This window comes from Bradyrhizobium sp. Pa8 (assembly GCF_052588265.1).
The window spans coordinates 657,160-683,631 of sequence record NZ_CP176767.1 but is presented as its reverse complement, the minus strand read 5'-3'; the positions used below and the strand labels follow the sequence as shown (position 1 = coordinate 683,631).

Annotated in this window: 28 protein-coding genes; 13 read left to right on the top strand and 15 right to left on the bottom strand. The window is 65.1% G+C overall.

Translation table 11 applies throughout. From position 1 onward, the window contains the following. The first annotated feature begins 205 nt into the window (after positions 1 to 205). On the top strand, positions 206 to 1,582 hold the full coding sequence (locus ACKWRH_RS03200; protein ID WP_445219288.1) for a DUF2235 domain-containing protein: 1,377 nt from the start codon (positions 206 to 208) through the stop codon (positions 1,580 to 1,582). A gap of 275 nt (positions 1,583 to 1,857) precedes the next feature. Further along, on the top strand, positions 1,858 to 2,103 hold the full coding sequence (locus ACKWRH_RS03195) for a PilZ domain-containing protein (protein ID WP_028149457.1): 246 nt from the start codon (positions 1,858 to 1,860) through the stop codon (positions 2,101 to 2,103). 49 nt (positions 2,104 to 2,152) lie between these two features. Here ACKWRH_RS03195 and ACKWRH_RS03190 read toward each other — a convergent pair whose 3' ends face one another. The 7 genes from ACKWRH_RS03190 to cobS all read right to left on the bottom strand — a co-directional run bounded on the left by ACKWRH_RS03190 (position 2,153) and on the right by cobS (position 9,376). Beyond that, positions 2,153 to 2,560 carry a hypothetical protein gene (locus ACKWRH_RS03190; protein WP_445219287.1) on the bottom strand — a complete coding sequence of 136 codons (408 nt, stop codon included), beginning with the start codon at positions 2,558 to 2,560 and terminating at the stop codon, positions 2,153 to 2,155. A gap of 261 nt (positions 2,561 to 2,821) precedes the next feature. Further along, a complete protein-coding gene (locus tag ACKWRH_RS03185) occupies positions 2,822 to 3,934 on the bottom strand; it encodes an NADH:flavin oxidoreductase/NADH oxidase (protein WP_445219286.1) in 1,113 nt (370 codons plus the stop codon). Between the two features lie 331 nt (positions 3,935 to 4,265). Continuing rightward, positions 4,266 to 4,961 (bottom strand): hypothetical protein, encoded by a 696-nt coding sequence (locus ACKWRH_RS03180; RefSeq protein ID WP_445219285.1) that lies wholly within the window; start codon positions 4,959 to 4,961, stop codon positions 4,266 to 4,268. Positions 4,962 to 4,992: 31 nt separating this feature from the next. Next, positions 4,993 to 6,063: an esterase-like activity of phytase family protein gene (locus ACKWRH_RS03175; RefSeq protein ID WP_445219284.1), complete on the bottom strand. Its 1,071-nt coding sequence runs from the start codon at positions 6,061 to 6,063 to the stop codon at positions 4,993 to 4,995. Continuing rightward, positions 6,060 to 7,967: a cobaltochelatase subunit CobT gene (cobT, locus tag ACKWRH_RS03170; protein WP_014490393.1), complete on the bottom strand. Its 1,908-nt coding sequence runs from the start codon at positions 7,965 to 7,967 to the stop codon at positions 6,060 to 6,062. The genes ACKWRH_RS03175 and cobT overlap by 4 nt, the downstream gene beginning before the upstream one ends. Then, positions 7,964 to 8,374, bottom strand: a complete 411-nt coding sequence (locus tag ACKWRH_RS03165; RefSeq protein ID WP_028149462.1) for a GNAT family N-acetyltransferase — start codon at positions 8,372 to 8,374, stop codon at positions 7,964 to 7,966. Before ACKWRH_RS03165 ends, cobT begins: the two co-directional genes overlap by 4 nt. Positions 8,375 to 8,377: 3 nt before the next feature. Beyond that, positions 8,378 to 9,376: a cobaltochelatase subunit CobS gene (cobS, locus tag ACKWRH_RS03160; protein WP_282520251.1), complete on the bottom strand. Its 999-nt coding sequence runs from the start codon at positions 9,374 to 9,376 to the stop codon at positions 8,378 to 8,380. Positions 9,377 to 9,669: 293 nt separating this feature from the next. Here cobS and ACKWRH_RS03155 point away from each other — a divergent pair, with 293 nt between their 5' ends. Continuing rightward, positions 9,670 to 10,326: a DedA family protein gene (locus ACKWRH_RS03155; protein ID WP_445219283.1), complete on the top strand. Its 657-nt coding sequence runs from the start codon at positions 9,670 to 9,672 to the stop codon at positions 10,324 to 10,326. A gap of 55 nt (positions 10,327 to 10,381) precedes the next feature. On the opposite strand, the gene ACKWRH_RS03150 is transcribed toward ACKWRH_RS03155, so the two are convergent. Next, a complete protein-coding gene (locus ACKWRH_RS03150; protein WP_445219282.1) occupies positions 10,382 to 11,611 on the bottom strand; it encodes a citrate/2-methylcitrate synthase in 1,230 nt (409 codons plus the stop codon). 79 nt (positions 11,612 to 11,690) lie between these two features. Here ACKWRH_RS03150 and ACKWRH_RS03145 point away from each other — a divergent pair, with 79 nt between their 5' ends. Together ACKWRH_RS03145 and ACKWRH_RS03140 are read left to right on the top strand one after the other, a co-directional pair. Continuing rightward, positions 11,691 to 12,794, top strand: coding sequence for a citrate synthase/methylcitrate synthase (locus ACKWRH_RS03145; RefSeq protein ID WP_445219281.1), 1,104 nt, complete (start codon positions 11,691 to 11,693; stop codon positions 12,792 to 12,794). A gap of 184 nt (positions 12,795 to 12,978) precedes the next feature. Then, positions 12,979 to 14,025, top strand: a complete 1,047-nt coding sequence (locus ACKWRH_RS03140; RefSeq protein ID WP_445219280.1) for a sensor histidine kinase — start codon at positions 12,979 to 12,981, stop codon at positions 14,023 to 14,025. Here the strand turns inward: ACKWRH_RS03140 and ACKWRH_RS03135 are convergent. Then, on the bottom strand, positions 14,022 to 14,654 hold the full coding sequence (locus ACKWRH_RS03135; RefSeq protein ID WP_014490400.1) for a J domain-containing protein: 633 nt from the start codon (positions 14,652 to 14,654) through the stop codon (positions 14,022 to 14,024). The two genes, ACKWRH_RS03140 and ACKWRH_RS03135, sit on opposite strands and share 4 nt — an antisense overlap. Positions 14,655 to 14,812: 158 nt before the next feature. Here ACKWRH_RS03135 and ACKWRH_RS03130 point away from each other — a divergent pair, with 158 nt between their 5' ends. After that, positions 14,813 to 15,082 (top strand): BolA family protein, encoded by a 270-nt coding sequence (locus ACKWRH_RS03130; protein ID WP_445219279.1) that lies wholly within the window; start codon positions 14,813 to 14,815, stop codon positions 15,080 to 15,082. A 174-nt stretch (positions 15,083 to 15,256) separates the two neighbouring features. On the opposite strand, the gene ACKWRH_RS03125 is transcribed toward ACKWRH_RS03130, so the two are convergent. The 3 genes from ACKWRH_RS03125 to ACKWRH_RS03115 all read right to left on the bottom strand — a co-directional run bounded on the left by ACKWRH_RS03125 (position 15,257) and on the right by ACKWRH_RS03115 (position 18,425). Beyond that, complete coding sequence (locus ACKWRH_RS03125) at positions 15,257 to 16,561, bottom strand: HlyC/CorC family transporter (RefSeq protein ID WP_264621769.1); 1,305 nt, start codon at positions 16,559 to 16,561, stop codon at positions 15,257 to 15,259. Positions 16,562 to 16,653: 92 nt separating this feature from the next. Further along, the gene (aroB, locus tag ACKWRH_RS03120; RefSeq protein WP_445219278.1) at positions 16,654 to 17,802 is read right to left on the bottom strand and encodes a 3-dehydroquinate synthase; all 1,149 of its coding nucleotides are present in this window, start codon (positions 17,800 to 17,802) and stop codon (positions 16,654 to 16,656) included. Beyond that, on the bottom strand, positions 17,799 to 18,425 hold the full coding sequence (locus ACKWRH_RS03115; protein WP_445219277.1) for a shikimate kinase: 627 nt from the start codon (positions 18,423 to 18,425) through the stop codon (positions 17,799 to 17,801). Before ACKWRH_RS03115 ends, aroB begins: the two co-directional genes overlap by 4 nt. Before the next feature lie 158 nt (positions 18,426 to 18,583). Here ACKWRH_RS03115 and ACKWRH_RS03110 point away from each other — a divergent pair, with 158 nt between their 5' ends. The 7 genes from ACKWRH_RS03110 to ACKWRH_RS03080 all read left to right on the top strand — a co-directional run bounded on the left by ACKWRH_RS03110 (position 18,584) and on the right by ACKWRH_RS03080 (position 23,902). After that, the gene (locus ACKWRH_RS03110) at positions 18,584 to 18,730 is read left to right on the top strand and encodes a hypothetical protein (protein ID WP_035730492.1); all 147 of its coding nucleotides are present in this window, start codon (positions 18,584 to 18,586) and stop codon (positions 18,728 to 18,730) included. A 17-nt stretch (positions 18,731 to 18,747) separates the two neighbouring features. Then, positions 18,748 to 19,704, top strand: coding sequence for a site-specific tyrosine recombinase XerD (xerD, locus tag ACKWRH_RS03105; protein WP_445219276.1), 957 nt, complete (start codon positions 18,748 to 18,750; stop codon positions 19,702 to 19,704). A gap of 215 nt (positions 19,705 to 19,919) precedes the next feature. Then, a complete protein-coding gene (locus ACKWRH_RS03100; protein ID WP_445219275.1) occupies positions 19,920 to 20,882 on the top strand; it encodes an acetyl-CoA carboxylase carboxyltransferase subunit alpha in 963 nt (320 codons plus the stop codon). 428 nt (positions 20,883 to 21,310) lie between these two features. Next, positions 21,311 to 22,870, top strand: coding sequence for a L,D-transpeptidase family protein (locus ACKWRH_RS03095; protein WP_445219274.1), 1,560 nt, complete (start codon positions 21,311 to 21,313; stop codon positions 22,868 to 22,870). Between the two features lie 11 nt (positions 22,871 to 22,881). Beyond that, positions 22,882 to 23,136 carry a DUF3883 domain-containing protein gene (locus tag ACKWRH_RS03090; RefSeq protein ID WP_445222614.1) on the top strand — a complete coding sequence of 85 codons (255 nt, stop codon included), beginning with the start codon at positions 22,882 to 22,884 and terminating at the stop codon, positions 23,134 to 23,136. Between the two features lie 128 nt (positions 23,137 to 23,264). Beyond that, on the top strand, positions 23,265 to 23,501 hold the full coding sequence (locus ACKWRH_RS03085; protein ID WP_445219273.1) for an AbrB/MazE/SpoVT family DNA-binding domain-containing protein: 237 nt from the start codon (positions 23,265 to 23,267) through the stop codon (positions 23,499 to 23,501). Then, complete coding sequence (locus ACKWRH_RS03080; protein WP_445219272.1) at positions 23,498 to 23,902, top strand: PIN domain-containing protein; 405 nt, start codon at positions 23,498 to 23,500, stop codon at positions 23,900 to 23,902. Before ACKWRH_RS03085 ends, ACKWRH_RS03080 begins: the two co-directional genes overlap by 4 nt. A gap of 35 nt (positions 23,903 to 23,937) precedes the next feature. Here the strand turns inward: ACKWRH_RS03080 and ACKWRH_RS03075 are convergent, their stop codons facing one another. The 3 genes from ACKWRH_RS03075 to ACKWRH_RS03065 are packed head-to-tail and all read right to left on the bottom strand — an operon-like array spanning position 23,938 to position 26,468. Continuing rightward, positions 23,938 to 24,633 carry a branched-chain amino acid ABC transporter ATP-binding protein gene (locus ACKWRH_RS03075; RefSeq protein WP_445219271.1) on the bottom strand — a complete coding sequence of 232 codons (696 nt, stop codon included), beginning with the start codon at positions 24,631 to 24,633 and terminating at the stop codon, positions 23,938 to 23,940. Continuing rightward, complete coding sequence (locus ACKWRH_RS03070) at positions 24,626 to 25,360, bottom strand: ABC transporter ATP-binding protein (RefSeq protein ID WP_445219270.1); 735 nt, start codon at positions 25,358 to 25,360, stop codon at positions 24,626 to 24,628. The genes ACKWRH_RS03075 and ACKWRH_RS03070 overlap by 8 nt, the downstream gene beginning before the upstream one ends. Beyond that, positions 25,347 to 26,468 carry a branched-chain amino acid ABC transporter permease gene (locus ACKWRH_RS03065; protein WP_445219269.1) on the bottom strand — a complete coding sequence of 374 codons (1,122 nt, stop codon included), beginning with the start codon at positions 26,466 to 26,468 and terminating at the stop codon, positions 25,347 to 25,349. Before ACKWRH_RS03065 ends, ACKWRH_RS03070 begins: the two co-directional genes overlap by 14 nt. Between the last annotated feature and the right edge of the window lie 4 nt (positions 26,469 to 26,472).

The window sequence follows — 26,472 nt, the reverse complement described above, 5'->3', positions numbered from 1 at the left end:
AACAGGCATCAATTTCGGTCGCGTCACATGGGCCGACATGGTGACCCCCACCGTCCACATTAGGCAACGGCATGGTTAACAAGTGGTTAATGTCAACAGATGATGGAGCAATGAGGCACCATGCCGCCGACGCCGACTTCGTCTCCTCGCTGCCATCCATTTTCGCTATACTCGCCCCGGTAGCATTACCGGGAGGGGCTGACCTGTGGAGCACGACGACCAGCACAAACCCAAAACCGAGCCGAAAAACCTCGTCATCTGCTGTGACGGCACCGGCAACGAGATCTCGGAGAACCTCTCCAACGTCCTGAAGCTGTATCGCTGCCTGCGCAAGACCGACAAGACGCAGCCGCGGCAGATGGTGTTTTACGATCCCGGCGTCGGCACGGTGACGGAGCCTTCGACGTGGCACCGGCTCAAGGCCAACGTCAATCTGGTGCTGGGGCTCGCCACCGGCTACGGGCTCGATGACAACGTGCTCTCGGCCTATTGCTTCCTGGTCGAGCATTATGCGCCGGGCGACCGCATCTACCTGTTCGGCTTCTCGCGGGGCGCCTATACCGTGCGGGTGCTGGCGGGGCTGGTCCACAAGATCGGGCTGATCTCGCCGGAGCAGGCGAACCTCGCAGGGTCCGGCCTCGTCGCCTACAAGCAATATTCCGGCACCGGGCGCGGCAACGACATCGAGGACCTCAAGGACGTCGACTTCGACGACCAGGGACCGCTGCCGAAGGACGCGTTCGACCTCGCGGCGCAATTCGCGCGCATCACCTCGACGCGCTGGCCGACCATCCACTTCATCGGCGTCTGGGACACGGTGGCGAGCGTGATCGTGCCGCGGCGCGACAATTTCTTCTTCGTGTTCAGCCTGGAGGAGCTCGCCTTCACGCTGCGCAATCCGAGCGTCAAAATCTTCCGCCAGGCGATCGCGATCGACGAGCGGCGCTGCATGTTCCGCCTGAAGGAGTACGAAGAGCCGCAGGAATATTGGCGCAACCGCTACGTGCCCGACGAGAAGAGGGAGCCGCAGGACATTTTGCAGGTGTGGTTCGCCGGCGTGCATTGCGACGTCGGCGGCGGCTATCCGGAAATCGAGAGCGGCGAGTCCAAATATCCGCTGATCTGGATGATCGAGGAAGCCGCGAAGGCCGGGCTGAACTTCAACCCGCGCACAGTGAACCAGCTCGCCTGGGGCATCCAGCGCAAGAACTCGCCGTTTAAATATGTCGAGCCTGCCTACACCGGCAAGGTGGGCGAGCTGCACAATTCGATGACGGCGCTCTGGCGCGTACTGGAATATCTGCCGAAGAGCGCGAAGTACAAGGAATGGCCGGAGCGGAAGGTTTTTCTGGGCTTCTACATCCCCGATTGCGAGCCGCGCGTGATCCCCGAAGGCGCGCATGTGCACGAGAGCGTGCTGAAGCGGATGGCGGTGGAGCCGGGCTACCGGCCGGTGAACCTGCCGAAGGATTATGTGACCGTGCCGATGCCGGTGAGGCCGCATGCGGAAGCCGCTCCGGACTCGCTGCCACCCTCCCCTGGAGGGGGAGGGTCGGCTCGTATTGAGCACAGCGAAATATGAGACGGGGTGGGGTGAAGGTCTCTCCACCTCCAACACTGCCCGTGTTGAGAGATCACCCCACCCCGCTCGCGCTTCGCGCGATCGACCCACGAGCGAGCTTCGCTCGTCTCGGACCCCTCCAGGGGAGGGTGGGCACCCCGCTACCGCCGCTTTCTCCGTTCGCTGCTACTTTTCATTAAAATTCTCGGGCCGCCCTTAGTCGGATCGCATCAACTCTTTTCCATCATGCCGCTCAAGACCACCCGCGCCGTCCGCGGAATTGGAGGAGAGTGCCAATGCATCCGCGCCGACATGCCCGCGTGAAACCTTCCGGGCTGGTGTCCCGCCAGGCCAAGATCATCACCGACCCGCGCGCGCCGGTGATCCCCTGCACCCTGATCGACTATTCGCCCGGCGGCGCCTGCGTCGATCTCGGCGGGCAGGTGAATATCCCCGACAGGTTCGAGCTGCTCCACGTCAACACCAAGAAGCGCTGCCGGATCGCCTGGAAGCGCGGCTCGCGGATCGGCGTGGTGTTTTAGCGAGACGGCTTGCTGACCCTCCCCCTCCAGGGGAGGGTAAGAAAGAAAGCTACGCCCGCATCCTGGCTTTCGTGCCCGCGACGATCTGCATGGCGACGCCGGCGATCCAGCCGATCAAAGCGAGCCAGGTCCACGCCAGGTGCGGCTCGAGGCGGAGCACGATGACGGCGACGGAGGCGAGCGCGGTGAGCGTCGCGCAGAGCGTGCCGGCGGCGCTCAGGAATTCCGCGGCGTCGATCGTGCTGTGCGCGTCGTCGAAGGGCAGCTGCGGCGTGTCGATACCGAGATAGAAGCCGACGAAGCCGAGCAGCATCATCAGCAGCAGGAAGCCCTGCGTGGTGAGCGGGGCGATTGCAGATCCCACATAGGCCCCGACGAACAGCCCGCACGCCGCGCCTGCCATCGCGAGGCCCACGCGCTCGAACACGTGGGCAGTCTTGCGAACACGAAACCGCATGGCCGGCCTCCGTGAAGCCCCGGGCTTCGGAGGTTAAGCCAGTTTCGCGGGAGGTGGAAGGTGTGGCGTTTTACGGATGCGTGATGGGGGCGACTTAGGCGTGTGGCGCACGCCTGCCTCCCATCATCATTGCGAGCCAACGGGTCCGCGCGAAGCGCGGCCCGATGACAGGCTCCGCGAAGCAATCCAGAGTGTTTCTACGGAGGGAGTCTGGATTGCTTCGCTCGCAATGACGGGAGAGTGGCCCGCCCCCTTCGCGCCCTACCTTGCCCCGAACGCGGTCTTGCCGAACAGCGCCTTTTGCGTCGACGGCTGCGAGCGCCAGTATTGCGGCGGGGCCTCGACTTCGCCGCCGAGTTCGGCCGCGGCGTGCCAGCCCCAGCGGGGGTCGTAGAGCAGGCTGCGGCCGAGCGCGACCATGTCGGCCTTGCCGGATGCCACGATCTCCTCGGCGTGTTTGGCTTCGGTGATCAGGCCGACGGCGATGGTGGGCAATCCGGTCTCGCGCTTGATGGCCTCGGCAAACTGCACCTGATAGCCGGGGCCGAGCGGGATCTTCTGCAGCGGCGAGACGCCGCCGGAGGAGGCATCGATCCAGTCGACGCCGCGCGCCTTCAGCGCGTTCGCGAATGTGATGGTCTGCGCCAGATCCCAGCCGCCCTCGACCCAGTCGGTCGACGACACCCGGATGCCGACCGGCTTGTCGTGCGGGAAGACGCTGCGCACCGCGTCGTAGATCTCGAGCGGGAAGCGCATGCGGTTCTCGAGCGAGCCGCCATATTCGTCGGTGCGCCTGTTCGAGATCGGCGACAGGAACTGATGCATGAGATAGCCGTGCGCGCCGTGCAGCTCGATCGCGTCGATGCCGAGCCGGGCAGCGCGCTTGGCGCTGTCGACGAAGGCGTCGCGGATGCGCTTCAGGCCTGCGGCATCGAGCGCCAGCGGCGCGGCCTCGCCTTCCTTGTGCGGCAGCGCCGACGGCGCCACCGTCTGCCAGCCGCCCGCGCTCTCCGGAATGAGCTGGCCGCCGTCCCAGGGCCGGGCGCTCGACGCCTTGCGGCCGGCATGGGCGAGCTGCATCGCGACGGCGGTCGAGGAATGCTTGCGCACGGAGGAAAGGATCTGCTTCAGCGCGGCCTCGCAGGCGTCGCTGTAGAGCCCGAGACAGCCCGGCGTGATGCGGCCGATCGCCTCCACATGGGTCGCCTCGATGCAGAACATCGACGCGCCCGACAGCGCGAGGTTGTTGATGTGGGTGAAGTGCCAGTCGGTGGCGACGCCGTCGTCGGCCGAATACTGGCACATCGGCGACACGACGACGCGGTTCTTCAGCGTCAGGCCGCGCAGCTTGATCGGGGAAAACAGGGCGCTCATGCGGGGAGTTCCGGGGGATGGAGGAATGGAAGCGATTGCATGAAGTTTAGTAGCCCTACGGCGAATTGCCAGCTGCGCGCCGGACATGCCCGCCCGCGGCGCCATGCATTGCGCGCGTCATATGATCACAAGGCGGAGATAACCCTCGGCCGCTTGCCATGAACTCCGCTGTCATCCCGGGGCACGCGGAGCGTGAGCCCGGGATCCATAACCACGGGATTGGGTTTTGCGAAGATCGGCAACAGCGAGTCTTCGCCAAACGTCTCCCTGTGGCTATGGGTCCCGGGCTCGCGCGTTGCGCGCCCCGGGACGACGATCGAATTTGGGGCCCCTACTCCAGCTCCTCGAACCTGCCCGGCACGGGCTTGCCCATGCGGATGCGGCCGTCGGGCAACAGCTCGCCGTCGGCTTCGGCCGAGAACTGGATCGTGTTGCCGCCGCCGTCGCGCTTGCTGACCTTGCCGAGCGGGCCGAGCTTGTCGGCGAGCGCGGTGTCGTCGAGCACGAACACGCGGTATTCGGTGAGATGAAAACGGCGCGGCGCCTGCCATGTCAGCGCCGGCACGGATGTGCGCATGTCGCCGTCGGTCTTGATGTCGATGCTGCGGCCGATGACGTCGCGGAACAGATCGGGCCCGGCGACCAGGCGCGCGCGGCCGCCGTCGATGGCGTAGAGATTCAGCGTGACGATATGGCGCTCGCTGCGGAACGAGACCGCGACGGTGCGCGAGTCCTGCGACCAGGCGGCGTGAAAGGCATCCGGCGCCGAGTCCAGAATGTTGTCGTCGTCGACATTGTCGAGCGTCACCAGCCGACGATGGCCGGGCTCGGCCATCAGGTAGATGCGAAAGCCTTCGCTCCCGGACTCGCCGCCGCCATGGGCTGCGACGGACAGCTTCCCGTTCGGCGCACGGCCGCCCTGGATGATGGCGTATTCGTTCTTTCCATACCGATGCTCGGCCGTGGCGAAGGCCGGCGACAGCGCGGTGAGCGTCAGGATGAGGGCGAGGATGGCGCGGCGGGACATGACGGTTTGTCGGAGAAGGGCGGGCGGACGTTCACTCCACCAGCGTGAATTGCAGCAGCAGCGTGCGCTGGAGCATCGAGAAATTGTCGTCCGACACCAGCGTCAGCACGGTCTCGCCCTCGGGCGTGACGTGGGCGTCGATGCCTTCCATGTTGTCGACCTCGTGGCCGAGATCGGCGGCGAACAGCGCAGGCCCGTCGACCAGCGCACCTGGAGCGATGGATTTCAGGGGGATCGACCGGATGCGGATGTTGATGCCAGTGAACCAGGAGAATTTGCGTTCTAGGATGAGAAGCTCGCCGGACGACAGCAGCACGGCATCGCTGATGTCGAATTTTTCGGTGCGGCGGACGCTGAACTGGCCGGGCGACGGACCGCCGATCAGGAACGCGACCAGATTGCCGTCGGCGTCGAGCCCGCGCTCGGAGAAGGCGATTAGGGTGCCTGCCAGGGGCTGGCCTTTCGGCACGACGACCATCGCTTCGAGCCCCTTGTTGGAGGGCAGCTTCCGCACGGCCGCCGGCGTCGGCACCACCTCGCCGCGGGCGCGCGTGCCGCCTTTCGCAAAATCGAACCGCAGGATCTGGTTGACGCGTTCGAGCCCGACATAAACGACATTGCCGTCGCGCGCGAGCGACTCGGTGTCGTACCAGAACCGCTTCTCCGTGATCGGCCGGCACTCGGAATTGAGCATCGGGGACGCCTCGACATCGTCGAGCCCGACCATCTTGCCGCCGGAATAGCGGATGCTGCCGGTGAACCAGCCGCCCTGGTCGGAGATCGCGAGGAAGCGCTCGCCCTTCGCATCGAGCCGGATGCCGGACAGGCCGCCGAAGCCGCGATAGGGCGAGGTCAGCACCAGGCCGCTGCGATATTGCAGCTGACCGAAGCGCACGCGCGAGCGGTCGCGCGGCTCGAAATTGGGAATCGGCCGCGCGTTCACCTCGACGCTGACAGGCTCGGTGACCGCGTGCTCGATCTGCGCGGCGCGCGGCGGCGGCTCGGTCGTGGGCTGCGCCTGCGCCAGTCGGGAGAGTGCGAGAGTGGAAAATCCCGCCGCCGCGTGGCCAAGAAAGCTGCGGCGGGACGATTGCGTGCTCACGAATGCAATTTGCGCCGCGGGCGACCGGCCTGATGCGTGGGCGCGGTGTTGGTCTCGCTGAACAGCTCGGCGAGCTTCTCGGTGATGGCACCGCCGAGCTCTTCGGCATCCACGATCGTCACCGCGCGGCGATAGTAGCGCGTCACGTCATGGCCGATGCCGATCGCGATCAGCTCGACCGGCGAGCGGGTCTCGATCTCCTCGATGATGTGGCGCAGATGCCGCTCGAGATAGTTGCCGGGATTGACCGACAGCGTGGAATCGTCGACCGGCGCACCATCGGAGATCATCATCAGGATCTTGCGCTGCTCGGGCCGGCCGAGCAGGCGCTTGTGCGCCCAGTCCAGCGCCTCGCCGTCGATGTTCTCCTTCAGCAGACCCTCGCGCATCATCAGGCCGAGATTCTTCCGCGCTCGGCGCCAGGGGGCGTCGGCGGACTTGTAGATGATGTGGCGGAGATCGTTGAGGCGGCCGGGATTGGCCGGCTTGCCGGCGGCCAGCCACGCCTCGCGCGATTGTCCGCCCTTCCAGGCGCGCGTGGTGAAGCCGAGGATTTCGACCTTGACGCCGCAACGCTCCAGCGTGCGCGCCAGGATGTCGGCGCAGGTCGCGGCGACCGTGATCGGGCGTCCGCGCATCGAGCCGGAATTGTCGAGCAGCAGCGTCACCACGGTGTCGCGGAACGTCGCCTCCTTCTCGTGCATGAAGGACAGCGGGTGATAGGGATCGGTCACCACGCGCGACAGCCGCGCCGGATCCAGAATGCCCTCTTCGAGATCGAAGTCCCAGGCGCGGTTCTGCTGCGCCATCAAGCGCCTCTGAAGGCGGTTGGCGAGGCGGGCGACGATGCCCTGCAGATGCGCGAGCTGCTTGTCGAGATAGGCGCGAAGGCGCTCCAGCTCGTCATGGTCGCAGAGGTCTTCGGCGGCGATGACCTCGTCGAATTTCGGCGCGAAGGCGTGATATTCCGGCCCGCGCGGCTCGTTCTTGCCGTGCGCGTTCGGACGCGTCGCCTCGCCCGGCGTCTCGTCGTCGCCGAGCTCACCGTCGTCGAACGTGTCGGAGGTCGAGGCCTGCGCGCTTTCCATCGCGCTCTCGCTCATCTCCTCGCTGGAGGCCTGCGCCTGGTCGGCGCTCATCTCCTGTGCGGCGTCGGAATCGGGCGAGCCTTCGGCGCCGGACTGGTCGTTGTCGCCGTCGCGGTTCTCCTCGTCGTCGTCGTTGTCTTCGCTGTCGGCGCTGCGCTCGTCGCCGAGCTCGAGCGCGGTCAGCAGGTCATGCACGGCGTCGCCGAACCTTGTCTGGTCCTCGACCAGGCCATCGAGCCGGTCGAGCCGCTTGCCGATCTTGTCCTCGAGAATGGGCCGCCAGAGATCGACCATCTTCTTCGCCGCCGTGGGCGGCGCCATGCCGGTCAGGCGCTCGCGCACCAGCATCGCCAGCGCATCCGCCAGCGGCGCATCGGCACGGTCGGTGATTTCGTCGAACTTGCCGCGATGGAAGTGGTCGTCGAGCATCGCGCTGAGGTTTTTCGCAACGCCCGCCATGCGGCGCGCGCCGATCGCCTCGACGCGGGCCTGCTCGACCGCCTCGAACACGCCGCGCGCCTGCGGATTGCCGGGCATCAGCTTGCGATGCAGCTTTGCATCGTGACAGGCGATTTTGAGCGCGATGGAGTCGGCGTGGCCGCGCACGATCGCGGCGTCACGTTTTGTCATTTTTCGCGCCGGCTCCGGCAGCCGCGCTTTGCCCGGCGCCAAACCGGGGCGCTCGGCCGCAAAACTGACCTCGAGCTCGGGCGACTTCGCGATCGCCTTCAGGCAGGAGGCCACCGAGCGCTTAAACGGCTCGGTCGGGGCTTCCTTGGTGTTACGGAATTTGGAATTGGATGATGATGTGCTCATAGCGACTTCGTAAACGAATGGCGCGTCACGCCGCCGGGATAGCCCTTGAGGGTGCCGAACTCCTCGTACCCGCAGGAACGATAGAAGCCCGGCGCCTGGAAACTCATCGTGTCGACATGGGCCTGGATCGCGCCCTGCCGTCTTGCCTCGTCCTCGATCGCCGCGATCAGCTTCGTGCCAAGACCCTTGCCGCGCTGCTTCTGGTCGATCCAGAAGTACTGGATGAACAGAACCGTGGCCCAGAGGTGTCCGACGATGCCGCCGACGATCTTGCCGCGGTCTTTCAGCGAGACCGCGATGCTCCTGACCTTCTGCTTCCCGAACTGCTCGTCGTTATAGGCGCCGAGCCCGGCGAGCACTGCCTTCTTGGTGGTCCCAATGGTGCGCTCGACGGTGATGTTCGGCATGGTCTAGCTGAGCGCCACGTTGACCGCCGATTCCGGCAGCTCCGCGTTGAAGCAGCGCTGATAGAACTCGGCGACCAGGGGACGCTCGAGCTCGTCGCACTTGTTGAGGAAGGTGACCCGGAACGCAAAGCCGATATCGCCGAAGATATCGGCGTTCTCGGCCCAGGTGATCACCGTGCGCGGGCTCATCACTGTCGACAGATCGCCATTGGCAAAGGCGTTTCGGGTGAGATCGGCGAGGCGAACCATCTTGTTGACGATGTCGCGGCCCTCCTGGGTGCGATAGTGCTTGGCCTTGGCCAGCACGATCTCCACTTCCTCGTCATGGCTGAGATAGTTCAGCGTGGTGACGATCGACCAGCGGTCCATCTGGCCCTGGTTGATCTGCTGGGTGCCGTGATAGAGGCCCGAGGTGTCGCCGAGGCCGACCGTGTTGGCGGTCGAGAACAGGCGGAACGCCGGGTGCGGCTTGATCACCTTGTTCTGGTCGAGCAGCGTCAGGCGGCCGGAGACCTCCAGCACGCGCTGGATCACGAACATCACGTCGGGGCGGCCGGCGTCGTATTCGTCGAACACCAGCGCGACGTTGTTCTGGAGCGCCCAGGGCAGGATGCCGTCGCGGAATTCGGTAACCTGCTTGCCGTCGCGGACCACGATCGAGTCCTTGCCGACGAGGTCGATACGGCTGATGTGGCTGTCGAGGTTGACGCGCACGCAGGGCCAGTTCAGGCGGGCGGCGACCTGCTCGATATGGGTGGATTTACCGGTGCCGTGATAGCCGGTGACCATCACGCGGCGATTGCGGGCAAAGCCGGCGAGAATGGCGAGTGTGGTGGCGCGATCGAAGCGGTAGTCGGAATCGACTTCGGGCACATGAGGATCGACTTCGGAATAGGCCGGCACTTCGAGATCGCTGTCGATCCCGAACACCTGGCGCACCGACACCTTCATGTCGGGCAAACCGGAAACTTCCTCAACTTTGGACAGGGCGGCGGTCGTCATCAATCCTCCGAGGCCCCGGGCGGTCCCGAGACCAGTTATTTGCACGTTGGCTGCGGCTGGGTGCGGTTGCGAACCTATCAGAGACAACGTGCCGGCAGAAGCCCGCGCCCCAATCAAAGTTCCATTGTCTTTTCATTTAGATAGGCAAGGAACGCGATTTTTGGAGGGCTGCCTTGCGAATCACGCTCCAATTTCGGGCGGGAGGCGTGGCCTGCCCATGCGAATGGCACTTTTGCCGCGTGCACCTACTTATGTAGGGTCCGAACCCCGGTGCTCCAGCCCCCCAAGAAAACGTGACGTCCTTTCTCGATCCCCTCATATCCTTCGTTTCGGCCCATGTATGGCTGGCCTATCTGACCCTGTTCCTGGCGGCGCTGCTCGAAGCCGTTCCGGTGGTGGGATCGGTGATCCCCGGCTCGACCATCATTCTGGCGCTGAGCGCGCTGGTTCCAGGCGGGGAATTGAAGCTGCAATGGGTGCTGCTGGCGGCGGCAATCGGCGCCGTGCTGGGCGACGGCTCGGCCTACTGGATCGGGCACCGGCGGCAGCGCGAGATCCTCAATACCTGGCCGCTGACCAACTATCCGCGCGTGATTGCCGAGAGCGAAAGCTTCTTCCGCCGCTTCGGCACCTGGGCCGTGTTCTTTGCCCGTTTCGTACCGCCGATCCGCGCCTTCGTGCCGGTCACCGCCGGCGCGCTAGGGATGACCCCCGCGAAGTTTTATGCCGTGAATATCCCGGCGATCCTGGTCTGGGCTCCCGCGCATGTGTTGCCGGGCGTGCTGGCGGTATCGGCCTTCCACCAATATTTCGGCGTGCCGCACCATGGGCATCCGTTCAAGCACATCTGGATCTTGATGGTGGTGGCCGTGGCGATCATCGGCGGCCTTGGCCTCTGGTACTACCGCCGCCGACACGGCCTCGTCGCGACGTCCAAGCCGCGGGCTTAGATCTTACCCTCCCCCTCCAGGGGAGGTGACAGCTCACCTCGCCATTTCCCGCCGTTCAAGCCTTCGATTCGACGCTCACCACCCTTCGCCCCGGTGCCGGCCCCACATACCTTGCCCGCGGGCGGATCAGCTTGCCGAACTGTAATTGCTCGCTGGCGTGCGCGATCCAGCCGACGCTGCGGGCCATCGAGAACAGCGCGAGCTCGCTGCCTAAGGGCAGGCGCAGCGCGTGCACGAGGACGGCGAGCGCGTAGTCGATGTTGACGAGCTCGCCGGTCGCCTCGATGATCCGCTCCGGCACTTCGCGCGTGAATTTGCGCGGCGCACCGGCACGCGCCAGCGCGTTCAGCAGCGACTGCGCGCGGGGATCGCCGCGCTTGTAGACGCCGTGGCCGAAGCCGGCAAAGCGCTCACCCAGGGCGACACGCTCGCGAACCATCGGGGCGACATCGCGATCGACCAGCGCCTTGACAAGCTGCGAGGCCAGCACGCCGGCGCCACCATGCTTCGGCCCTTTCAACGCGGCGAGGCCGGCGATGACGGAGTCATAGAGGTTGAGGCCGGTCGATGCCGCGCAGCGCGCGGTGAAGGTCGAGGCGTTCAATTCGTGATCGGCGAGCAGCACCAGAGCGCGGCGGATGAGGTCGGGCGCATGCTTGTTGTCGGGCGCCCAGGCCTTCGCGATCTGCTGGTGCAGCGGCTCGGATGACGGCTCGGCGTTGAGCATGGTCGCAACCAGGAGGCGGACAATGCGCCCGCCGACCATCGCGCGGCCGTCGGGCGCGCGGGTGTAGGCACGCGCGTCCGCGCTGGTCGCAAGCGCCAGCACTGCGATGGCACGGTCGATCGGCGCGGCGCGCCGCGCGGCCTCTGCGATCGCGCGCATCTCGTCGGAGATCTGGGGCTGATTGTCCGGCGTGAAGGGATCGACGTCGGAGACGTCCCACAGCAGCGTCGCCGTGTGCTCCAGCGTGTCGTTCTCGGCGAGATCGACGCAGTTGACGCCACGGTAGATCGCGCCGTCCTCGGTGATGGTCGAGATCTCCGTGTCCATGACAGGCAGATCGGCATCGAAGCTGCGCAGGCCGCGCGGCTCCGGCGACGGCACCCGGCGCTCCTTGAGCGCGCGGACATCCTCGGCCCGATAGCGGTTCTTGCGCGAATCCGGCGTCGGCTCGGAGCGGATCAGGCCGCGGCTGACATAGGCGTAAAGGGTCGCCGGCGAGATCGCGAGCTCGGCGGCAGCTTCCCGGGCCGACAGATAGAGCTCCTCGGAATTTTTCATATTGATTTATGTAATCAAGATTGATCAATCTGTCGAGAGGCCTGATTTTCTCCTGGTGCAGTGCAAAGGAGATTGGGCCATGAACATCCACCTCACCAAAAGCCAGATCGGGCTGGACGGCGTTCCCGCGGCCGAGACCGTGCTGAGCCATGTCGATGGCGAGCGCGGCGAGTTGATCATCGCCGGCGAGCATGTCGGCACCCTCGCAAGCCAGTCGAGCTTCGAGGGCGTCACCGCCCGGCTCTGGAATGGCGCGACCAAGACCACGCTGAGCGAAGCCAATGTGCGGGCGAGCCTGGGCGCGGCGCGCGAGCGTGCGTTCGCGCGGTTGGACGAGCTGCTGCCGGCGACGCACGGCATGGGCATCGTCGACGGGTTTCGCGCGGCGGTCGCAGGACTTCGCGCCGAGCACGGGCTCGAGCATGAAGCGACCATCGTCGGCGCCTTTCCGGTGATCGCAGGCGCGCTGGTCCGGCGCGCCAAGGGGCTCGATCCGATCGCGCCCGATCCGAACGCGAGCCACGCCGCCGATACGCTTCGCATGCTGCATGGGCGCGCGCCTGCAACGCGCGAGGTCACCGCGCTGGACGCCTATCTCGTCACCGCCAGCGACCACGGCATGAACGCCTCGACCTTCACCGCGCGCGTGGTGGCCTCGACGCAGGCCGATCTGTTTGCCGCAGTGACCGCCGGCTATTGCGCGCTCACGGGCCCGCTGCATGGCGGCGCGCCGGAGCCGGTGCTGGAAATGCTCGATGCGATCGGTTCGCGCGAGCGCATCCAGCCGTGGGTGGATGCGGCGCTGGCGCGCGGCGAGCGGATGATGGGCTTTGGCCACCGCGTCTATCGCGTGCGCGATCCGCGCGCAGACGTGCTCAAGACCGCGGTCGAGGCGCTGGCGTCCAATGGCACCGACCTGCCCTTTGCCGGCGAGGTCGAGGCCTATATCCGCAGCGCGTTGCGCAAGAAGAATCCGGAGCGGCCGCTGGAGACGAATGTGGAGTTCTTCACGGCGATTCTGCTCGATGCGCTCGCCATTCCACGCCAGGCCTTCACGCCGATCTTCGCAGTGGCGCGTGTAGCGGGATGGACCGCCCATGCGCGCGAGCAACAGCGGACGGGGCGGCTGATCCGGCCGAGTTCGTCATATGTGGGTGAAATGCCGAAGGCTTCCGGCGAATAGAGCAGAAGGGCACGACAGCCGGGCCGTTCGCCGCGCTGTCGTGCCTCGCCCGGACGCACGATGACACGGCGGAGCCGTCGCGCGAGATCGTGATTGCGGGAGCGCGCGCACGGTCCGGGCGACGACCTTGGAACATCTCCGGGTCTGGGGACTTAACCGTGAGCCCCCTCGGATCAAGATTCCAATGCTGGACCTGTTTGGACAATCGGACGAGGCCAGGATTGGCGAGATCGCCGCCGGCTACGCCGCCAACCGGGCCGAGGCCGGCACGGATTCTGAAAGACGATTCCGCGACTTGCTGCAGGCTCTGCCGGCCGCGATCTACACAACCGACGCGGAAGGCTGCATCACCTTCTTCAATCGCGCCTGCATCGATTTTGCCGGGCGCATGCCGAAGATCGGCGAGATGTGGTGCGTGACCTGGAAGCTCTATCTGCCCGACGGTACGGCGCTTCCCCACGATGAATGCCCGATGGCTATCGCGCTCAAGCAGAACCGGCCAGTGCGCGACGTCGAGGCCGTGGCCGAGCGGCCGGACGGCTCCCGGATCTGCTTCATGCCCTATCCGACGCCGCTGCGCGACGAACGCGGCCGGTTGGTCGGTGCGGTGAACATGCTGGTCGACATCACGGCTCGCAAGCAGGCCGAGCAGAGGATGATGCTCCTGACCTCCGAGGTCGATCATCGTTCCAACAACCTGCTCGCAGTGGCTCAGGCGATGCTGCGGCTGACGAAGGCGGATACCGCAGAAGAGTTCCAGACCGTGTTTGCAGGCCGGCTCAGCGCGCTTGCCAACGTGCAGAGGCTGTTCTCGGCTTCGCGCTGGACCGGCGCAAATCTGAAGACCATCGTCGAAGAGGAACTCCGGCCGTATGCAAGCCGGGACGGCGAGCGGATCAGGATCGCGGGAGACGACGTCCGCCTGCCGCCCACGCTGGCCCAGTCGATCGCAGTCGCGCTGCACGAGTTGGCCACCAACGCCGCCAAGTATGGCGCGCTGTCGAGGCCTTCGGGCAGGCTGGAGATCAGTTGGGAGACCAATGGTGCAGAGCCTCTCGTGCTGCACTGGTCGGAGAGCGGCGGTCCTCGGGTCAACGAGGCGCCGACGCGCAAAGGTTTTGGAATCGGCGCGGTCGACGGCATCATCCGGACCTTGCGCGGAACCATTACCCGGCAGTGGAGGCCGGAAGGACTGGTTTGCGAACTGTCCTTCCCGGAAGGCGTAGCCTAGGCCTCGCGGACCACCGTCTTCAGATAATTGTAGGCCTTGATGATCTCGATCAGGCGGTCTTCGGTCGACCGGTCGCCGCCGTTGGCGTCGGGATGGTGCTGCTTGACCAGCGCCTTGTACTTGCTCTTGACGTCGGCGAGCGTGGAATCGGGGCCGAGGCCCATGACCTGGAGCGCCTTGCGCTCGGCGTTCATCACCTTGCGCGTCTCGGCCTTGGGCTCGGCCTGCGGACCCTTCCGCCAGCCCGCGCGGCCGTTGATCTCACTGAACATGCTGAACGGATCGGACGCCATGTCGATCTCGGCTTCCGCGCCCTTCTTGCCGCCATTGGCGCCCATCTTCCAGGTCGGGCGGTGGCCGGTCAGCGCATCCTTCTGGTAGCGCGCGACGGCATCGGCATTCATGCCGGAGAAGAAATTGTAGTTCTGGTTGTACTCGCGCACGTGGTTCAAGCAGAAGTGCCAGTACTCGCGCTGGTTCTCGCGGCCCTTCGGCGCACGGTGCGCGCCCTTGTTCTGACACCCCGCCCATTCGCAGTTGACCACGGCGTCGCGCGGCTTCACTTCCGGCTGCTTGCCTTTCGGCTTGACCCGGATGGAGTCGAAGAACTTTGATGAATCGATCGGCATGACTGACTTTGACTACGCAATGCAAAAACCTTCAAGTCTTGACATTGCAATTAGCTGGGAACCCGCGGCCGAAGTTTCACTCCGACGTCTTCGAGGTACGGCCGCCGCAGGCGGCCTATGCAATTGACGGAGTGCGGCTGCGCGCTTTAATGGCACTCATGGTTATGAAAGACACTATCAGCAACAAGTTGCGGGAAGCTTTCACGCCGGAAAGCCTGCAGGTCGTCGACGAGTCACATTTGCATGAGGGCCACGCCGGCCATCGACCGAGCGGCGAGACGCACTTTCGCGTTTATATTGTGTCTCAGGCCTTCAAAGGGAAGAGCCGGGTCGATCGCCACCGCATGATAAATTCGGCGCTGGCCGCCGAACTTGCCGGCAGCGTGCACGCGCTCGCGATCCATGCGCAGGCGCCGGGGGAAGGTTGACCTTCGCCTACCCTCCCCTGGAGGGGGAGGGTAGGCTCATATTGAGCGCAGCGAAATATGAGACGGGGTGGGGTGATCTCTCACCACGGGCAGCGTGCGATGTGGAGAGACCTTCACCCCACCCCGCTCGCGCTGCGCGCGATCGACCCTCCCCCTCCAGGGGAGGGTAGGAAATCAAAACGACGTTCCCGCCCGCCTTGGCTTGGCTTCCTCCATCTCCGCCTCGCGCGGCACCGGTGAAATACGGAGCGCGGTGATGCGGTTGCGTTCGCGGCGGAGGACGCGGAAACGGAAACCGTGGAACGTAAAACTCTGGCCGCGGTCGGGGATCGAGCGGGCCTCGTGAATGACGAGGCCGGCGACCGTCGTTGCCTCTTCGTCGGGCAGGTGCCAGTCCATGGCGCGGTTGAGATCGCGGATCGGCACCGAGCCGTCGACCACGACCGAGCCGTCAGGCTGGGCGCGCACGCCGGCGACCACGACGTCGTGCTCGTCGGAGATGTCGCCGACGATCTCTTCCAGAATGTCTTCCAGCGTCACGAGACCTTCAACCTCGCCGTACTCGTCGACGACGAGCGCGAAATGGGTTTTTCGGCGGCGGAATGCCTTGAGCTGCTCGGAGACGGGGCGCATTTCCGGCACGAACCAGGGCGGCAATGCGATGGTGGAGACGTCGATGCGCGAGGTGTCACCATCGGATGCGCGGATCGCACGCAACAAATCCTTGGCGTGAAGCACGCCGATGATGTTTTCCGGCTTCTCCCGCCACAGCGGAATGCGGGTGTACTCGGTCGCCAGCACCTCCCGCACCAGTTCCTCCGGCGGCAGGTCGGCGTTGATCATCATCATTTCGGTGCGGTGGATCATGACGTCGGAGACCTGCAGCTCGCGCAGATCGAGCAGGCCGCCGAGCATGTCGCGGTCCTGCTTCTCGACCTTGCCCTCGTGGTGCAGCAGGTCGACCGCGCCGCGCAGGCGCTCGGTCGGCGACAGGATCGCCTGGTGCTCGCCGGCCAAACCAAACAAGCGCATCAGCAGACGGACGATGACCTCGACGATCCGCAGCAACGGTCCCAGCACATACATCGTCAGCCGCATCGGGCGGGCGACCGCAAGCGCCATGCGGTCGGGCGCGTTGATCGCGATGGTCTTCGGCAGCACCTCCGCGAAGATCACAACCAGCGCCGTCATCACGCCGGTGGCATAGAGCACGCCGACATCGCCGAACCAGGCCGTGAAGATGCTGGTGGCAAGCGCGGACGCGCTGATATTGGCGATGTTGTTGCCGAGCAGCAGCGCGCCGATCAGGCGCTCGCGCATGTCGAGCAGCTGCGAGACGACATCGGCGTCGTGGTTACCCTGCTTGGAGAGCCGCAGCATGCTGGCGCGCGAGGCGCCGGTCAGCGCGGTCTCGCTCGCGGCGAAGAAGCCCGAGACGAGCAGGCAGAGAATGACGATGGTGAATCCGAGCCAGTCCATGCACCACTCTGGTTTTTTGCTTTGGCGCGTTTTCTTGACGCGAACCGGTACCCACTTCGCTCGAAAACGCTTTAGCGCCGTTCAGCCGCGCATCAAGCCTTCTGCGCGAGCTTCTCTTTGAGGAAATCGCGCACCGGCGCCGGCTCGACGTCCTTCGCGATCACGGCACGCCCGACCGCCTCCAGCAGGATGAAGGTGAGCTTGCCGCGCTTGACCTTCTTGTCCTGCGCCATCAGCGCCATCAGCGCGTCGGCGTCGGCAAGTCCTTCCTGCCCGAAACCGGCGATGTCCTGCAGGCGCGTCGGCAGGCCGGCGTCGATGAGGTGACGCTCGACGCGCGCGGCATCGGCCTCGCCGATCATGCCAAGCTTCGCCGAGAACTGCGCCGCCAGCGTCATGCCGATCGAAACACCCTCGCCATGGAAGAGGCGATCGGAGAAGCCGGTCGCGGCTTCCAGTGCGTGACCAAAGGTATGGCCGAGATTGAGCAGCGCGCGCTCGCCGGTCTCGCGCTCATCGCGCGAGACGACGCCGGCCTTGGCGCGGCAGGAGGTCGCGATCGCGTGCTCGCGCGCGGAGCCGCCTTTGAAGATATCGGAATGGTTCTTCTCCAGCCAGGTGAAGAAGGCTTCGTCGCCGAGCACGCCGTATTTGGCGACCTCGGCATAGCCGGCGCGGAACTGCCGCGGCGACAGCGTGTCGAGCACGGCGGTGTCGGCAACGACCAGCACGGGCTGGTGGAAGGCGCCGAGCAGATTCTTGCCCTGCGGCGAATTGATGCCGGTCTTGCCGCCGACGGAGGAATCGACCTGCGCCAGCAGCGAGGTCGGCACCTGCACGAAATCGACGCCGCGGCGCAGGATCGCGGCCGCAAAGCCGGCGAGATCGCCGACCACACCGCCGCCGAGCGCGATGACGAGATCGTTGCGCTCGATCTTCGCGGCGATCAGGGCCTCGCTGACCTTTTCGAGGCCGGCATAGGTTTTCGAGATCTCGCCTTCCTCGACCACGATGCGCGAGGTCGGAATGCCGGCAGAAGCGAGCGACGCTTCGGTCGGCTCGAGCCAGTGTTTTGCGACGGTACGATCGGTGACGATCGCCGTACGCACGCCCGGCCGCAAGCGCGCGACCCGCTCGCCGAGCGAGGCCAGCACGCCGCGGCCGATGACGATGTCATAGGCGCGATCGCCGAGCGCGACATCGACGTTGACAGGATCTGAATGTTTCAACGGCGCAGTCATCGTACGGCACTCGCAACGTCGGCAGGTGATTGGGCGGCCTGTTCGCCGCGGAGATGGGCGCGCAGTGTCTCGATGCATTCCTCGACGATCTTGTCGTGCGGCACGTCGCGCGAGGCGATGGTGAGGTCGGCATGGCCATAGATCGGCTCGCGCTCGGTGAGCAGGCGCGTCACGGTTCCTTCGGGATCGGCGGTCTGGAGCAGCGGCCGGTCGGCGCGGCGGCGCACCCGGCGCATGATGACGTCAGGGTCGGCCTTGAGCCAGATCGAGACCGCCTTGGCCGCAATGCGGTTGCGCGTCTCCTCGCGCATGAAGGCACCGCCGCCGGTCGCCAGCACGATCGGCTCGCCGTCGAGCAGGCGCGCGATCACCCGCGCCTCGCCATCCCGGAAATACGGCTCGCCATGGCGCTCGAAAATCTCCGGTATGGTCATGCCGGCATGAGCGACCTCGATCTCGGTGTCGGCGTCAACGAAGGGCAGCTTGAGCCGGGCCGCCATGCGGCGGCCGATGGTGGATTTGCCTACCCCCATCATGCCGACGAGCACGATCGAGCGCGTCCCGAGCGCCGACAGGATGTCGGCCTCAGGGGCAGCTGGTATCGGCAACGCGGCGTCGGGCATAAATCTCGCTCTGGGTCTCGCTCGATCTGCCGCCGGAGGCGGCATGCTTTGGCCACCTATACGACCCCCTCGGGGCCCTCGCCAGAGGACTCTTGCCACGAAACGGCGAACATGTTGGATGATTTCATTGGTTAATTTGGACGCCTGAGACCTTTCCGATGCCCAGCCTGTTCCGCTTCCTGACGGTCGTCGCCGTGCTCGCCGGCATCGTCTATGGCGTGGTCTTCGCGCTGGCGAACTTCGTGAGCCCGAAGTCGCGGGAAATGACGGTGACGATCCCGCCGGATAAATTTCTCAAGAAATAGGAGCTAGCTTCCCGGGCATGCGCGTACAGCCCTCAGACAGCAAGCTCACCGGCCTGTTCCTCGACATGCTCGCGGCGGAACAGGGCGCCGGCCCCAATACGCTCGATGCCTACCGCCGCGACCTCACCGATTTCTCCGAGTTTTTGGGACGCGTCAGCCATACATTTGCGGACGCCGAAACCCAGACGCTGCGCGACTACCTCGCCGATCTCGACAGCCGAGGCTTCAAGTCCACCAGCGTCGCGCGGCGGCTGTCGGCGATGCGACATCTCTACCGCTTTCTCCTCAACGAACGCATCCGCACCGAGGATCCCGCGGCGATCCTGTCCGGCCCCAAGCGCGGCCGCGGCCTGCCGAAGGTGCTGTCGATCGCGGATGTCGACCGCATGCTCCGCCGCGCCAAGGAATTGAGCGAGGCGGAGGACGCTTCGCCCTCGAAACGACTGCGCGCCTTGCGGCTCTATTGCCTGCTCGAAGTGCTCTACGCCACGGGCCTGCGCGTCTCCGAGTTGGTGGCGCTGCCACGCTCCGCGGCAAAACGTGACGCCCGCATGATCGTGGTGCGCGGCAAGGGCAACAAGGAACGCCTGGTGCCGCTCAACGAGGCCTCACGGCAGGCGATGGCCGATTATCTCGCGGCGACGGAAGCGGCAAAAGCCGACAAGAAGAACAGCGTGGCCGCCTCGAAATGGCTATTCCCTTCGTTCGGCGAGAGCGGGCATCTGACGCGGCAGCATTTTGCCCGCGACCTGAAAGAGCTCGCCGTCGCCTCCGGCCTCCAGGCCCGGCTGGTGTCCCCGCACGTGCTGCGCCACGCCTTTGCCAGCCACCTCCTGCACAACGGCGCGGATCTGCGCATCGTGCAGACCCTGCTCGGCCACACCGACATCTCCACGACCCAGATCTACACCCATGTGGTCGAGGAGCGCCTGAAGAGCCTGGTGCGCGACCTGCACCCGCTGGCGGAGAAATAGGTCTCGTGCCCCGTCCGGGACACGAGAGCCCAGCCGGGGCAACCCATGAAACCGCCTTGACTTCGGCCACATCTCCGCAGAAAGAGCCGTGGCCTCACGCATGATTTGGCGGGCTGCTTCCGAGCCCACAAGCCAACTCATTGAAGAAGCTACATTTCTTTCCGCCGACCCAAACCCGCTTCGACGCCCTGCCCCGTCCTCGCTATATTGAGTTGATGCCAGATCACATGCGCAGCTATCTCGACTTCGAAAAGCCGGTCGCCGAGCTCGACTCCAAGGTCGACGAGCTGCGGACGCTTGCGGCCTCGGGCACCGATATCTCCGAGGAAATCGGGAAGATCGAGGACAAGGCGGCGCAGGCGCTGGCCGACCTCTATCTGAACCTGACGCCGTGGCAGAAGACGCTGGTCGCGCGGCATCCGCAGCGGCCGCATTTCAACGACTTCATCAAGGGCCTGATCACCGAATTCACCCCGCTCGCCGGCGACCGCAAGTTCGGCGAGGACGAGGCGCTGGTTGCCGGCTTCGGTCGCTTCCGCGGTGAGGCCATCTGCGTGATGGGCCAGGAAAAGGGCGATTCCACCGAGAGTCGCATCCGGCACAATTTCGGCATGGCGCGGCCCGAGGGCTATCGCAAATGCGTGCGGCTGATGGAGATGGCCGAGCGGTTCGGCCTGCCCGTGCTGTCGCTCGCCGATTCCGCCGGCGCCTATCCCGGCATCGGCGCCGAGGAGCGCGGCCAGGCCGAGGCGATCGCGCGCTCGACCGATGCCTGCATGGCGCTGACCGTGCCCAACGTCGCCATCATCACCGGCGAGGGCATGTCGGGCGGCGCCATCGCCATCACCACCGCCAACAAGGTCTTGATGCTGGAGCACGCGATCTACAGCGTGATCTCGCCCGAGGCTGCCTCCTCGATCCTGTGGCGCGACGGCTCCAAGGCGCAGGAAGCCGCCAACAACATGAAGATCACCGCGCAGGACATGCTGCGCTTCGGGGTGATCGACAGCATCTTGAAGGAGCCGGTCGGCGGCGCCCACCGCGACCCCACGGCCATGATCGCAACCACGGGCGATGCCATCGCCAAGGCCTTTGACGAGCTCCGCGGCCTGGATGGCGACACCATCCGCAGACAGCGGCGGCAGAAATTCCTCGATATCGGCCGGAAACTGGGCTGATTCGGGCGTTTTCGGTACCGTGGGGTGGGCAAAGGCGCGAAGCGCCGTGCCCACCGGCCGGTCGGACGGCAGAGAATGGTGGGCACGCTTCGCTTTGCCCACCCTACGAGACCTCCGGTAACTCCCCGTTAACCCTTTTTTTGCCCAAATCAGCGATCTCTGTCTGGATTGGGCCGGAAGGCCCAAGTAAGGCCCAAAGTCGCGTCCATTTAGTCTTCGTTGACCATGCCACTGGGCCAACGGGCTCGTGATCCCAGCTCGGGTTGCGACCACATGACCCAGAGGTTAGAATTTTAATCAATGGCTTCAGGGCACAAGCGCTGGAGCGTGGTTCGAAAACGCCCGTCACGACGGGTCCGGATCTCCGGTCGGATCATGCTTCGAGATTGGGGTTCGCGCTGCTTGCCCGGCACGGTGTGGGGTCCATCTTGATTTCTCGTTCGCTTGCTCGCGCGCTTTTGGCTTCGGTTGCGCTGCTGACGGCCAGTGTTCTGCTGGCCGGCTGCGACACCGACCAGGTCTCGCTCGCGACCAACGCCAAGGCCAACCAACCGGTGCCGCCAAAGCTTCTCGCCGCGATGGTCGAGAAGAACATGGACCTGCAATCGCCGATCCTGGTCCGCCTGTTCAAGCAGGAGGCCGAGCTCGAGGTCTGGAAGCAGGCCCGCAACGGCCAGTTCGCGCTGCTCAAGACCTATCCGATCTGTCGCTGGTCGGGCGACCTCGGCCCCAAGGTACGCGAAGGCGACCGTCAGGCGCCGGAGGGATTCTACTCGATCAATCCGGGCCAGATGAATCCGCAGTCGGCCTACTATCTCTCGTTCAACACGGGCTATCCGAACGCGTTCGACAAGGCCTTGGGCCGCACCGGCTCGCAGCTGATGGTCCACGGCGATTGTTCGTCGCGCGGCTGCTACGCGATGACGGACGAGCAGATCGCCGAGATCTATTCGCTTGGCCGCGAGTCGTTCTTCGGCGGCCAGAAGGCGTTCCAGCTGCAGGCCTATCCGTTCAAGATGACGCCGGTGAACATGGCCAAGCACCGGAACAACCCGAACATGCCGTTCTGGAAGATGATCAAGGAAGGCTATGATCATTTCGAGGTGACGCGGCAGGAGCCGAAGGTCGATTTCTGCGAGAAGAAGTACGTCTTCGACGCAGCCAAGGCGCCCGACGCCAAGCGCGACCCGGTGTTCGACGCGTCCGCAAAGTGCCCGGCCTATGTGATCCCCGAGGATATCGCGAATGCCGTGCGCGACAAGGATACGCGCGACCAGGCCGAGTACAACAAGCTCGTCGCCAAGGGCACGCCGATGGCGCGCATGAACACCGGCATCGACGGCGGCATGAACAAGATTTTTGCCTCGAAGATTCCGGAGGGATCGACCGGACTGTCGGAGAATGCCGAAGGCTCGACCCTGGAGATGCTGGCGATGGCGAAGGCGCCGGGCACGATCCCCGGACACGTCAATCCGCCCAAGCCCAATCTCGATGCGGTCGCCACCGCTCCCGCGAACCAGGAGCCGGTCGTCGCCGTCAACGCACCCGCCGCCACCACCCGCGTCGCCGCGGCCGCGCCGACCAGCGAGAAATCCCAAGAGAAATCGTCAGGCGGCTTCTTCACCAACCTCGGCCGCAAGATGGGCATGGGCACCGCCGACACGACGGCGACCACGCCTCCCCCGCAGGCGACCGCCTCCGTGGCTCCGGCCGCTGCGCCCGCAACGCCGCCCACCGCGACCTCGAGGCTGAAGGCCGCAGTGACGAGGTTCGTGCCCGGCCGCGACACGTCCAAGGACGCACCGAAGCCGGCCGTCGCCGCCGCCAAGCCGGCCGAACCGGTGAAGCCGGATACGCGCCTCGCCGCGACGCGTCCGGCGCTGAAGCCGTCGGTATCGGATGGCGCGAGTGAAGCGACGCAGATCATGGGCGCCGCGCCGGTGGTGTCGTCGAACTCGTTCGACAGCCGCTTTGGGGCGGTGAAGTAAGGGCGAGTCTAATCGCTAACAACGTCCGCTCCTTTGAAACTTACGGCCAAGAGCGGCTCCTGGAGATCAAGACAACGTGCGGGCACGAGCGCACCGCGTTTTGGCTAACCCGGCGAGAAGTCGACGTCGCTGCAGAGAGAAGTGACCGATATCGAATCCGGCGCGTCTTTCACTTCCGTAACCGTGCGCAGATGTTCGAGATAGCCCCACCGCTTGTGCATGCGCTCCTCATGACGCCAACCACTTACTCTGCCGAGCCGCGCTAACGCAGTCCCCAGCGTTGGCGGGTCATGGAGCAGGGCTGTCGGGGCGAAACACCGTAAGTCCCAAACTTGACTGTAATGATATCCTCATTATGATATACATTTATCTACTGGATATCATGGAGGCTGCCATGCAGGTTTCCAAATGGGGCAACAGCCTCGCTGTACGCCTGCCCAAAGCACTCGTGGAAGAACTGGGCCTCAAAGAAGGCGACGAGCTCGACGTGGTCGCGGCCCGCAAAGGGACGATCGAGGTCGAGACCAAGGAAGAGCGGCGTCGACGGGCAATCGAGAACATGCGCGCACGCAACTGGCCGCCCTTGCCTGCTGACTACAAATTCGATCGCGACGAGGCGAACGAGCGGTGAGCGCATTTCTGGACACCAACATTCTCGTTTACGCGCAGCAGACCGGCACCAAGGCCAAAATCTCGCAAGACCTGATCGAACAGGGCGGCGCCATCAGCGTGCAAGTCCTGAACGAACTTGCAAACGTCTTGCACGGGAAGCAGGGGCGAAGCTGGCACGATATCGAGCTTCTGTTCGATGATATTGACAATACGCTCGATCCGGCGCTCCCGCTGACGGCGACGACCAGCCGTGCGGCCCTCGCGCTCGCGCAGGATGATGGCTTCGCGTTCTACGATGCGCTGATCGTTGCCGCCGCGATCGAAGCCGGCTGCGACATCCTCTACAGTGAAGACATGCAGCACGGTCGGAGTGTTGGCGGGCTCACCATCGTTAATCCGTTTCTTGGGAGCAAGCCCTGAGTACACAAAGCCGAGCGATCTGACCCTGGCTCACCCTACGGCGCCAGGTACCGCATCAGCTCCGGATTGCCCCTCACCTCGCCCGCCTCTCCCTGCAACGCGACCCTGCCGCGGTCGAGCACATACGCGTAATCGGCGACGCGGAGCGCGAGGTCGAGGTGCTGCTCGACGATGATGACGGCGATGCTCTTCGCGAGCTCGATCAGGCGCTCGGTGATCTCTTCGATCACGCCGATCCAGACGCCTTCGGTCGGCTCGTCCAGCAACAACAGCTTTGGATCGCCCAGCATGGCGCGGCCGATGGCGAGCATTTTGCGCTCGCCCCCGGAGAGGGTGCCGGCGGGCTGGTCGAGGCGCTGGCCGAGTTTCGGGAAGATGGTTAGCACATGGTCGACCGCGTCGGCCTTCTTGCTGGCGAGCGAGCCGACCGCGAGATTGTCGCGCACCGACAGGCGCGCGAACACCGAATGCTCCTGCGGGACGTAGCCGATACCGGCGCGCACGCGCTCCTGGGTCGCGCGGCGGCTGATGTCGCGTCCATCGAATGCAACCTCGCCCTTCCATGCCGGCAGCTCGCCGACGATGGTCTTCATCAGCGTGGTCTTGCCGGCACCGTTGCGGCCGAGCACGGCGACGCCGCCGCGCCAGGGAATGCCGAGGGTGACGTCGAACAGGACCTGGCTGCGGCCATAGCCCGCGTCGAGATGCTTGATGTCCAAAAATTCAGGCACGGCGCAGATAGATCTCCTGAACGGATTTATTGGCCTGGATCTCCGACACGGTGCCTGATGCCAGCACCTTGCCCTGGTCGAGCACGGTGAGGCGGTCACAGATGTCGCGGATGAAATCGAGGTCGTGCTCGACGATGACGAGCGAGCAATGTTTCTTGATCGGCTGAAGCAGTTCACCGGTGACGCGGCGTTCCTCCAGACTCATGCCGCCGGTCGGTTCATCCAGCAACAGGAGCTTCGGCTTGCCCGCGAGCGCCATCGCGATTTCCAGCCATTGCTGCTGGCCGTGCGACAATGCGGCCGCCGCGTCGAAGGCGCGATCGGCGAGGCGGAACTGCGTCAGCATGGTCATGACTTGGTTGTGCAGCGCGCCCCGCGTGCGCGAGAATACGAGATCGAACAGCGAGGATTGCGCCTGCAGCGCGAGCAGGATGTTGTCGTAGAGCGTCAGCGTCGGCAGCACGCTGGTGATTTGGAATTTCAGGCTCATGCCGGCCCGGGCTCGTTCGGTCGGCGTGAACGCGGTGATGTCGGTGTTGACGAAGGAGACTTTGCCTTGCGTCGGCACCTCGGCCCCCGCAATGCACTTCATCAGCGTGCTCTTGCCGGAGCCGTTCGGTCCGATCAGGCCGTGAAATTCGTTCTCGCCGACGGTGAGCGCGGCGCCGTCGAGCGCAGTGAGCTTGCCAAAAATCTTCGTGATGCCGGCGGCCTCAAGGAGCGGCATTGCGCTTCTCCTTCTCAGTCTCCTTCTCGGTCTCCTTGGGCTTGGCACCGAAGCTGCCGACCCGCTCGCGCTCGCCGAGCACAAAACTGATCAGGCCAAGCGGCCGGAACAGGATCACGAGCAGCAGCAGCAGACCGAGGATGATCGGCCAGATGTCGCGGTAGTTGTCGGAGAGCCAGAAGCTGACGCCCTCGACGATCACGGTGCCGATGACGGCGCCGATCAACGTGCCGGAGCCGCCGAACAGCACATAGAGCACCACCTGCGTCGAGACGACGACGCCCACCATGTTGGGCCAGACGAAACCTTCGTGGAAGGCATAAAGGCTGCCGGCAAGACCTGCGATGGCGCCGCCGATCGCGAAGATGATCGCCTTGAGATGCTGCGCCTTGTAGCCGAAGAAGGCGATGCGCTGCTCGTTCTCGCGCAGGCCTGCGAGCGCCAGCCCGAATTGCGAGCGCACCAGGAATCGGCAGAGCAGATAGACGACGACGAGGATGCCGAGCACAAGATAGTAGAAGGCCGGGCCTTCAGTAAACTCGTAGCCGCCGAGCGACATCGGCGCGATCGAGGGGATGCCGTTCTGGCCGCCGAGATAGTACCAGCCGCGCGCGAGGCGATCGGCGGCGTAGGAGCCGGTCAGCGTGCCCAGCGACACGAAGATGACGCTGGAGGGATGCCGTCCGAGCAGCAGGAAGCCGCCAAGCAGCAGCGCGAAGGTGAGACCGATAAGCGTTCCCGCCGGCAGCACGAGGAAGATGTTGGTGATGTCGAGGTCGCGCGCGAGCAGCGCGACGCCATAGCCGGCCGAGCCGAAGAACAGGGCCTGGCCGAAGCTCATGATGCCGGCATAACCCCAGACCAGATCGAACGACAACGCGAACAGCGCGAGGATGATCACGCGGGTCGCGAACACCGTGAGGTAGTCCTGCAGCACCAGCGGCGCGAGCAGCGCCGCGACGAGCACGACGCCCTCCACGATCGGCAGGACCTTTGGTCCTGCCTTGACCTGTTCCTTGGCCTGTCCCGCGGCCACGCGTTCAGCCATCGCATCGTCCGCTTCGTCGCCGGCGATGGCTTCTCTTACCACACTCATCGACTTAGGCATTCCG

Coding starts and splice junctions, on each gene's coding strand:
- ACKWRH_RS03135 (WP_014490400.1), bottom strand. CDS start 14,654: ATGCCGATCGATTCATCAAAGTTCTTCGACTCCATCCGGGTCAAGCCG.
- ACKWRH_RS03195 (WP_028149457.1), top strand. CDS start 1,858: ATGCATCCGCGCCGACATGCCCGCGTGAAACCTTCCGGGCTGGTGTCC.
- ACKWRH_RS03185 (WP_445219286.1), bottom strand. CDS start 3,934: ATGAGCGCCCTGTTTTCCCCGATCAAGCTGCGCGGCCTGACGCTGAAG.
- aroB (WP_445219278.1), bottom strand. CDS start 17,802: ATGACTGCGCCGTTGAAACATTCAGATCCTGTCAACGTCGATGTCGCG.
- xerD (WP_445219276.1), top strand. CDS start 18,748: ATGCGCGTACAGCCCTCAGACAGCAAGCTCACCGGCCTGTTCCTCGAC.
- ACKWRH_RS03085 (WP_445219273.1), top strand. CDS start 23,265: ATGCAGGTTTCCAAATGGGGCAACAGCCTCGCTGTACGCCTGCCCAAA.
- ACKWRH_RS03110 (WP_035730492.1), top strand. CDS start 18,584: ATGCCCAGCCTGTTCCGCTTCCTGACGGTCGTCGCCGTGCTCGCCGGC.
- ACKWRH_RS03145 (WP_445219281.1), top strand. CDS start 11,691: ATGAACATCCACCTCACCAAAAGCCAGATCGGGCTGGACGGCGTTCCC.
- cobT (WP_014490393.1), bottom strand. CDS start 7,967: ATGAGCACATCATCATCCAATTCCAAATTCCGTAACACCAAGGAAGCC.
- ACKWRH_RS03065 (WP_445219269.1), bottom strand. CDS start 26,468: ATGCCTAAGTCGATGAGTGTGGTAAGAGAAGCCATCGCCGGCGACGAA.
- ACKWRH_RS03115 (WP_445219277.1), bottom strand. CDS start 18,425: ATGCCCGACGCCGCGTTGCCGATACCAGCTGCCCCTGAGGCCGACATC.
- ACKWRH_RS03150 (WP_445219282.1), bottom strand. CDS start 11,611: ATGAAAAATTCCGAGGAGCTCTATCTGTCGGCCCGGGAAGCTGCCGCC.
- ACKWRH_RS03125 (WP_264621769.1), bottom strand. CDS start 16,561: ATGGACTGGCTCGGATTCACCATCGTCATTCTCTGCCTGCTCGTCTCG.
- ACKWRH_RS03165 (WP_028149462.1), bottom strand. CDS start 8,374: ATGCCGAACATCACCGTCGAGCGCACCATTGGGACCACCAAGAAGGCA.
- ACKWRH_RS03190 (WP_445219287.1), bottom strand. CDS start 2,560: ATGCGGTTTCGTGTTCGCAAGACTGCCCACGTGTTCGAGCGCGTGGGC.
- ACKWRH_RS03140 (WP_445219280.1), top strand. CDS start 12,979: ATGCTGGACCTGTTTGGACAATCGGACGAGGCCAGGATTGGCGAGATC.
- cobS (WP_282520251.1), bottom strand. CDS start 9,376: ATGACGACCGCCGCCCTGTCCAAAGTTGAGGAAGTTTCCGGTTTGCCC.
- ACKWRH_RS03100 (WP_445219275.1), top strand. CDS start 19,920: ATGCCAGATCACATGCGCAGCTATCTCGACTTCGAAAAGCCGGTCGCC.
- ACKWRH_RS03180 (WP_445219285.1), bottom strand. CDS start 4,961: ATGTCCCGCCGCGCCATCCTCGCCCTCATCCTGACGCTCACCGCGCTG.
- ACKWRH_RS03130 (WP_445219279.1), top strand. CDS start 14,813: ATGGTTATGAAAGACACTATCAGCAACAAGTTGCGGGAAGCTTTCACG.
- ACKWRH_RS03070 (WP_445219270.1), bottom strand. CDS start 25,360: ATGCCGCTCCTTGAGGCCGCCGGCATCACGAAGATTTTTGGCAAGCTC.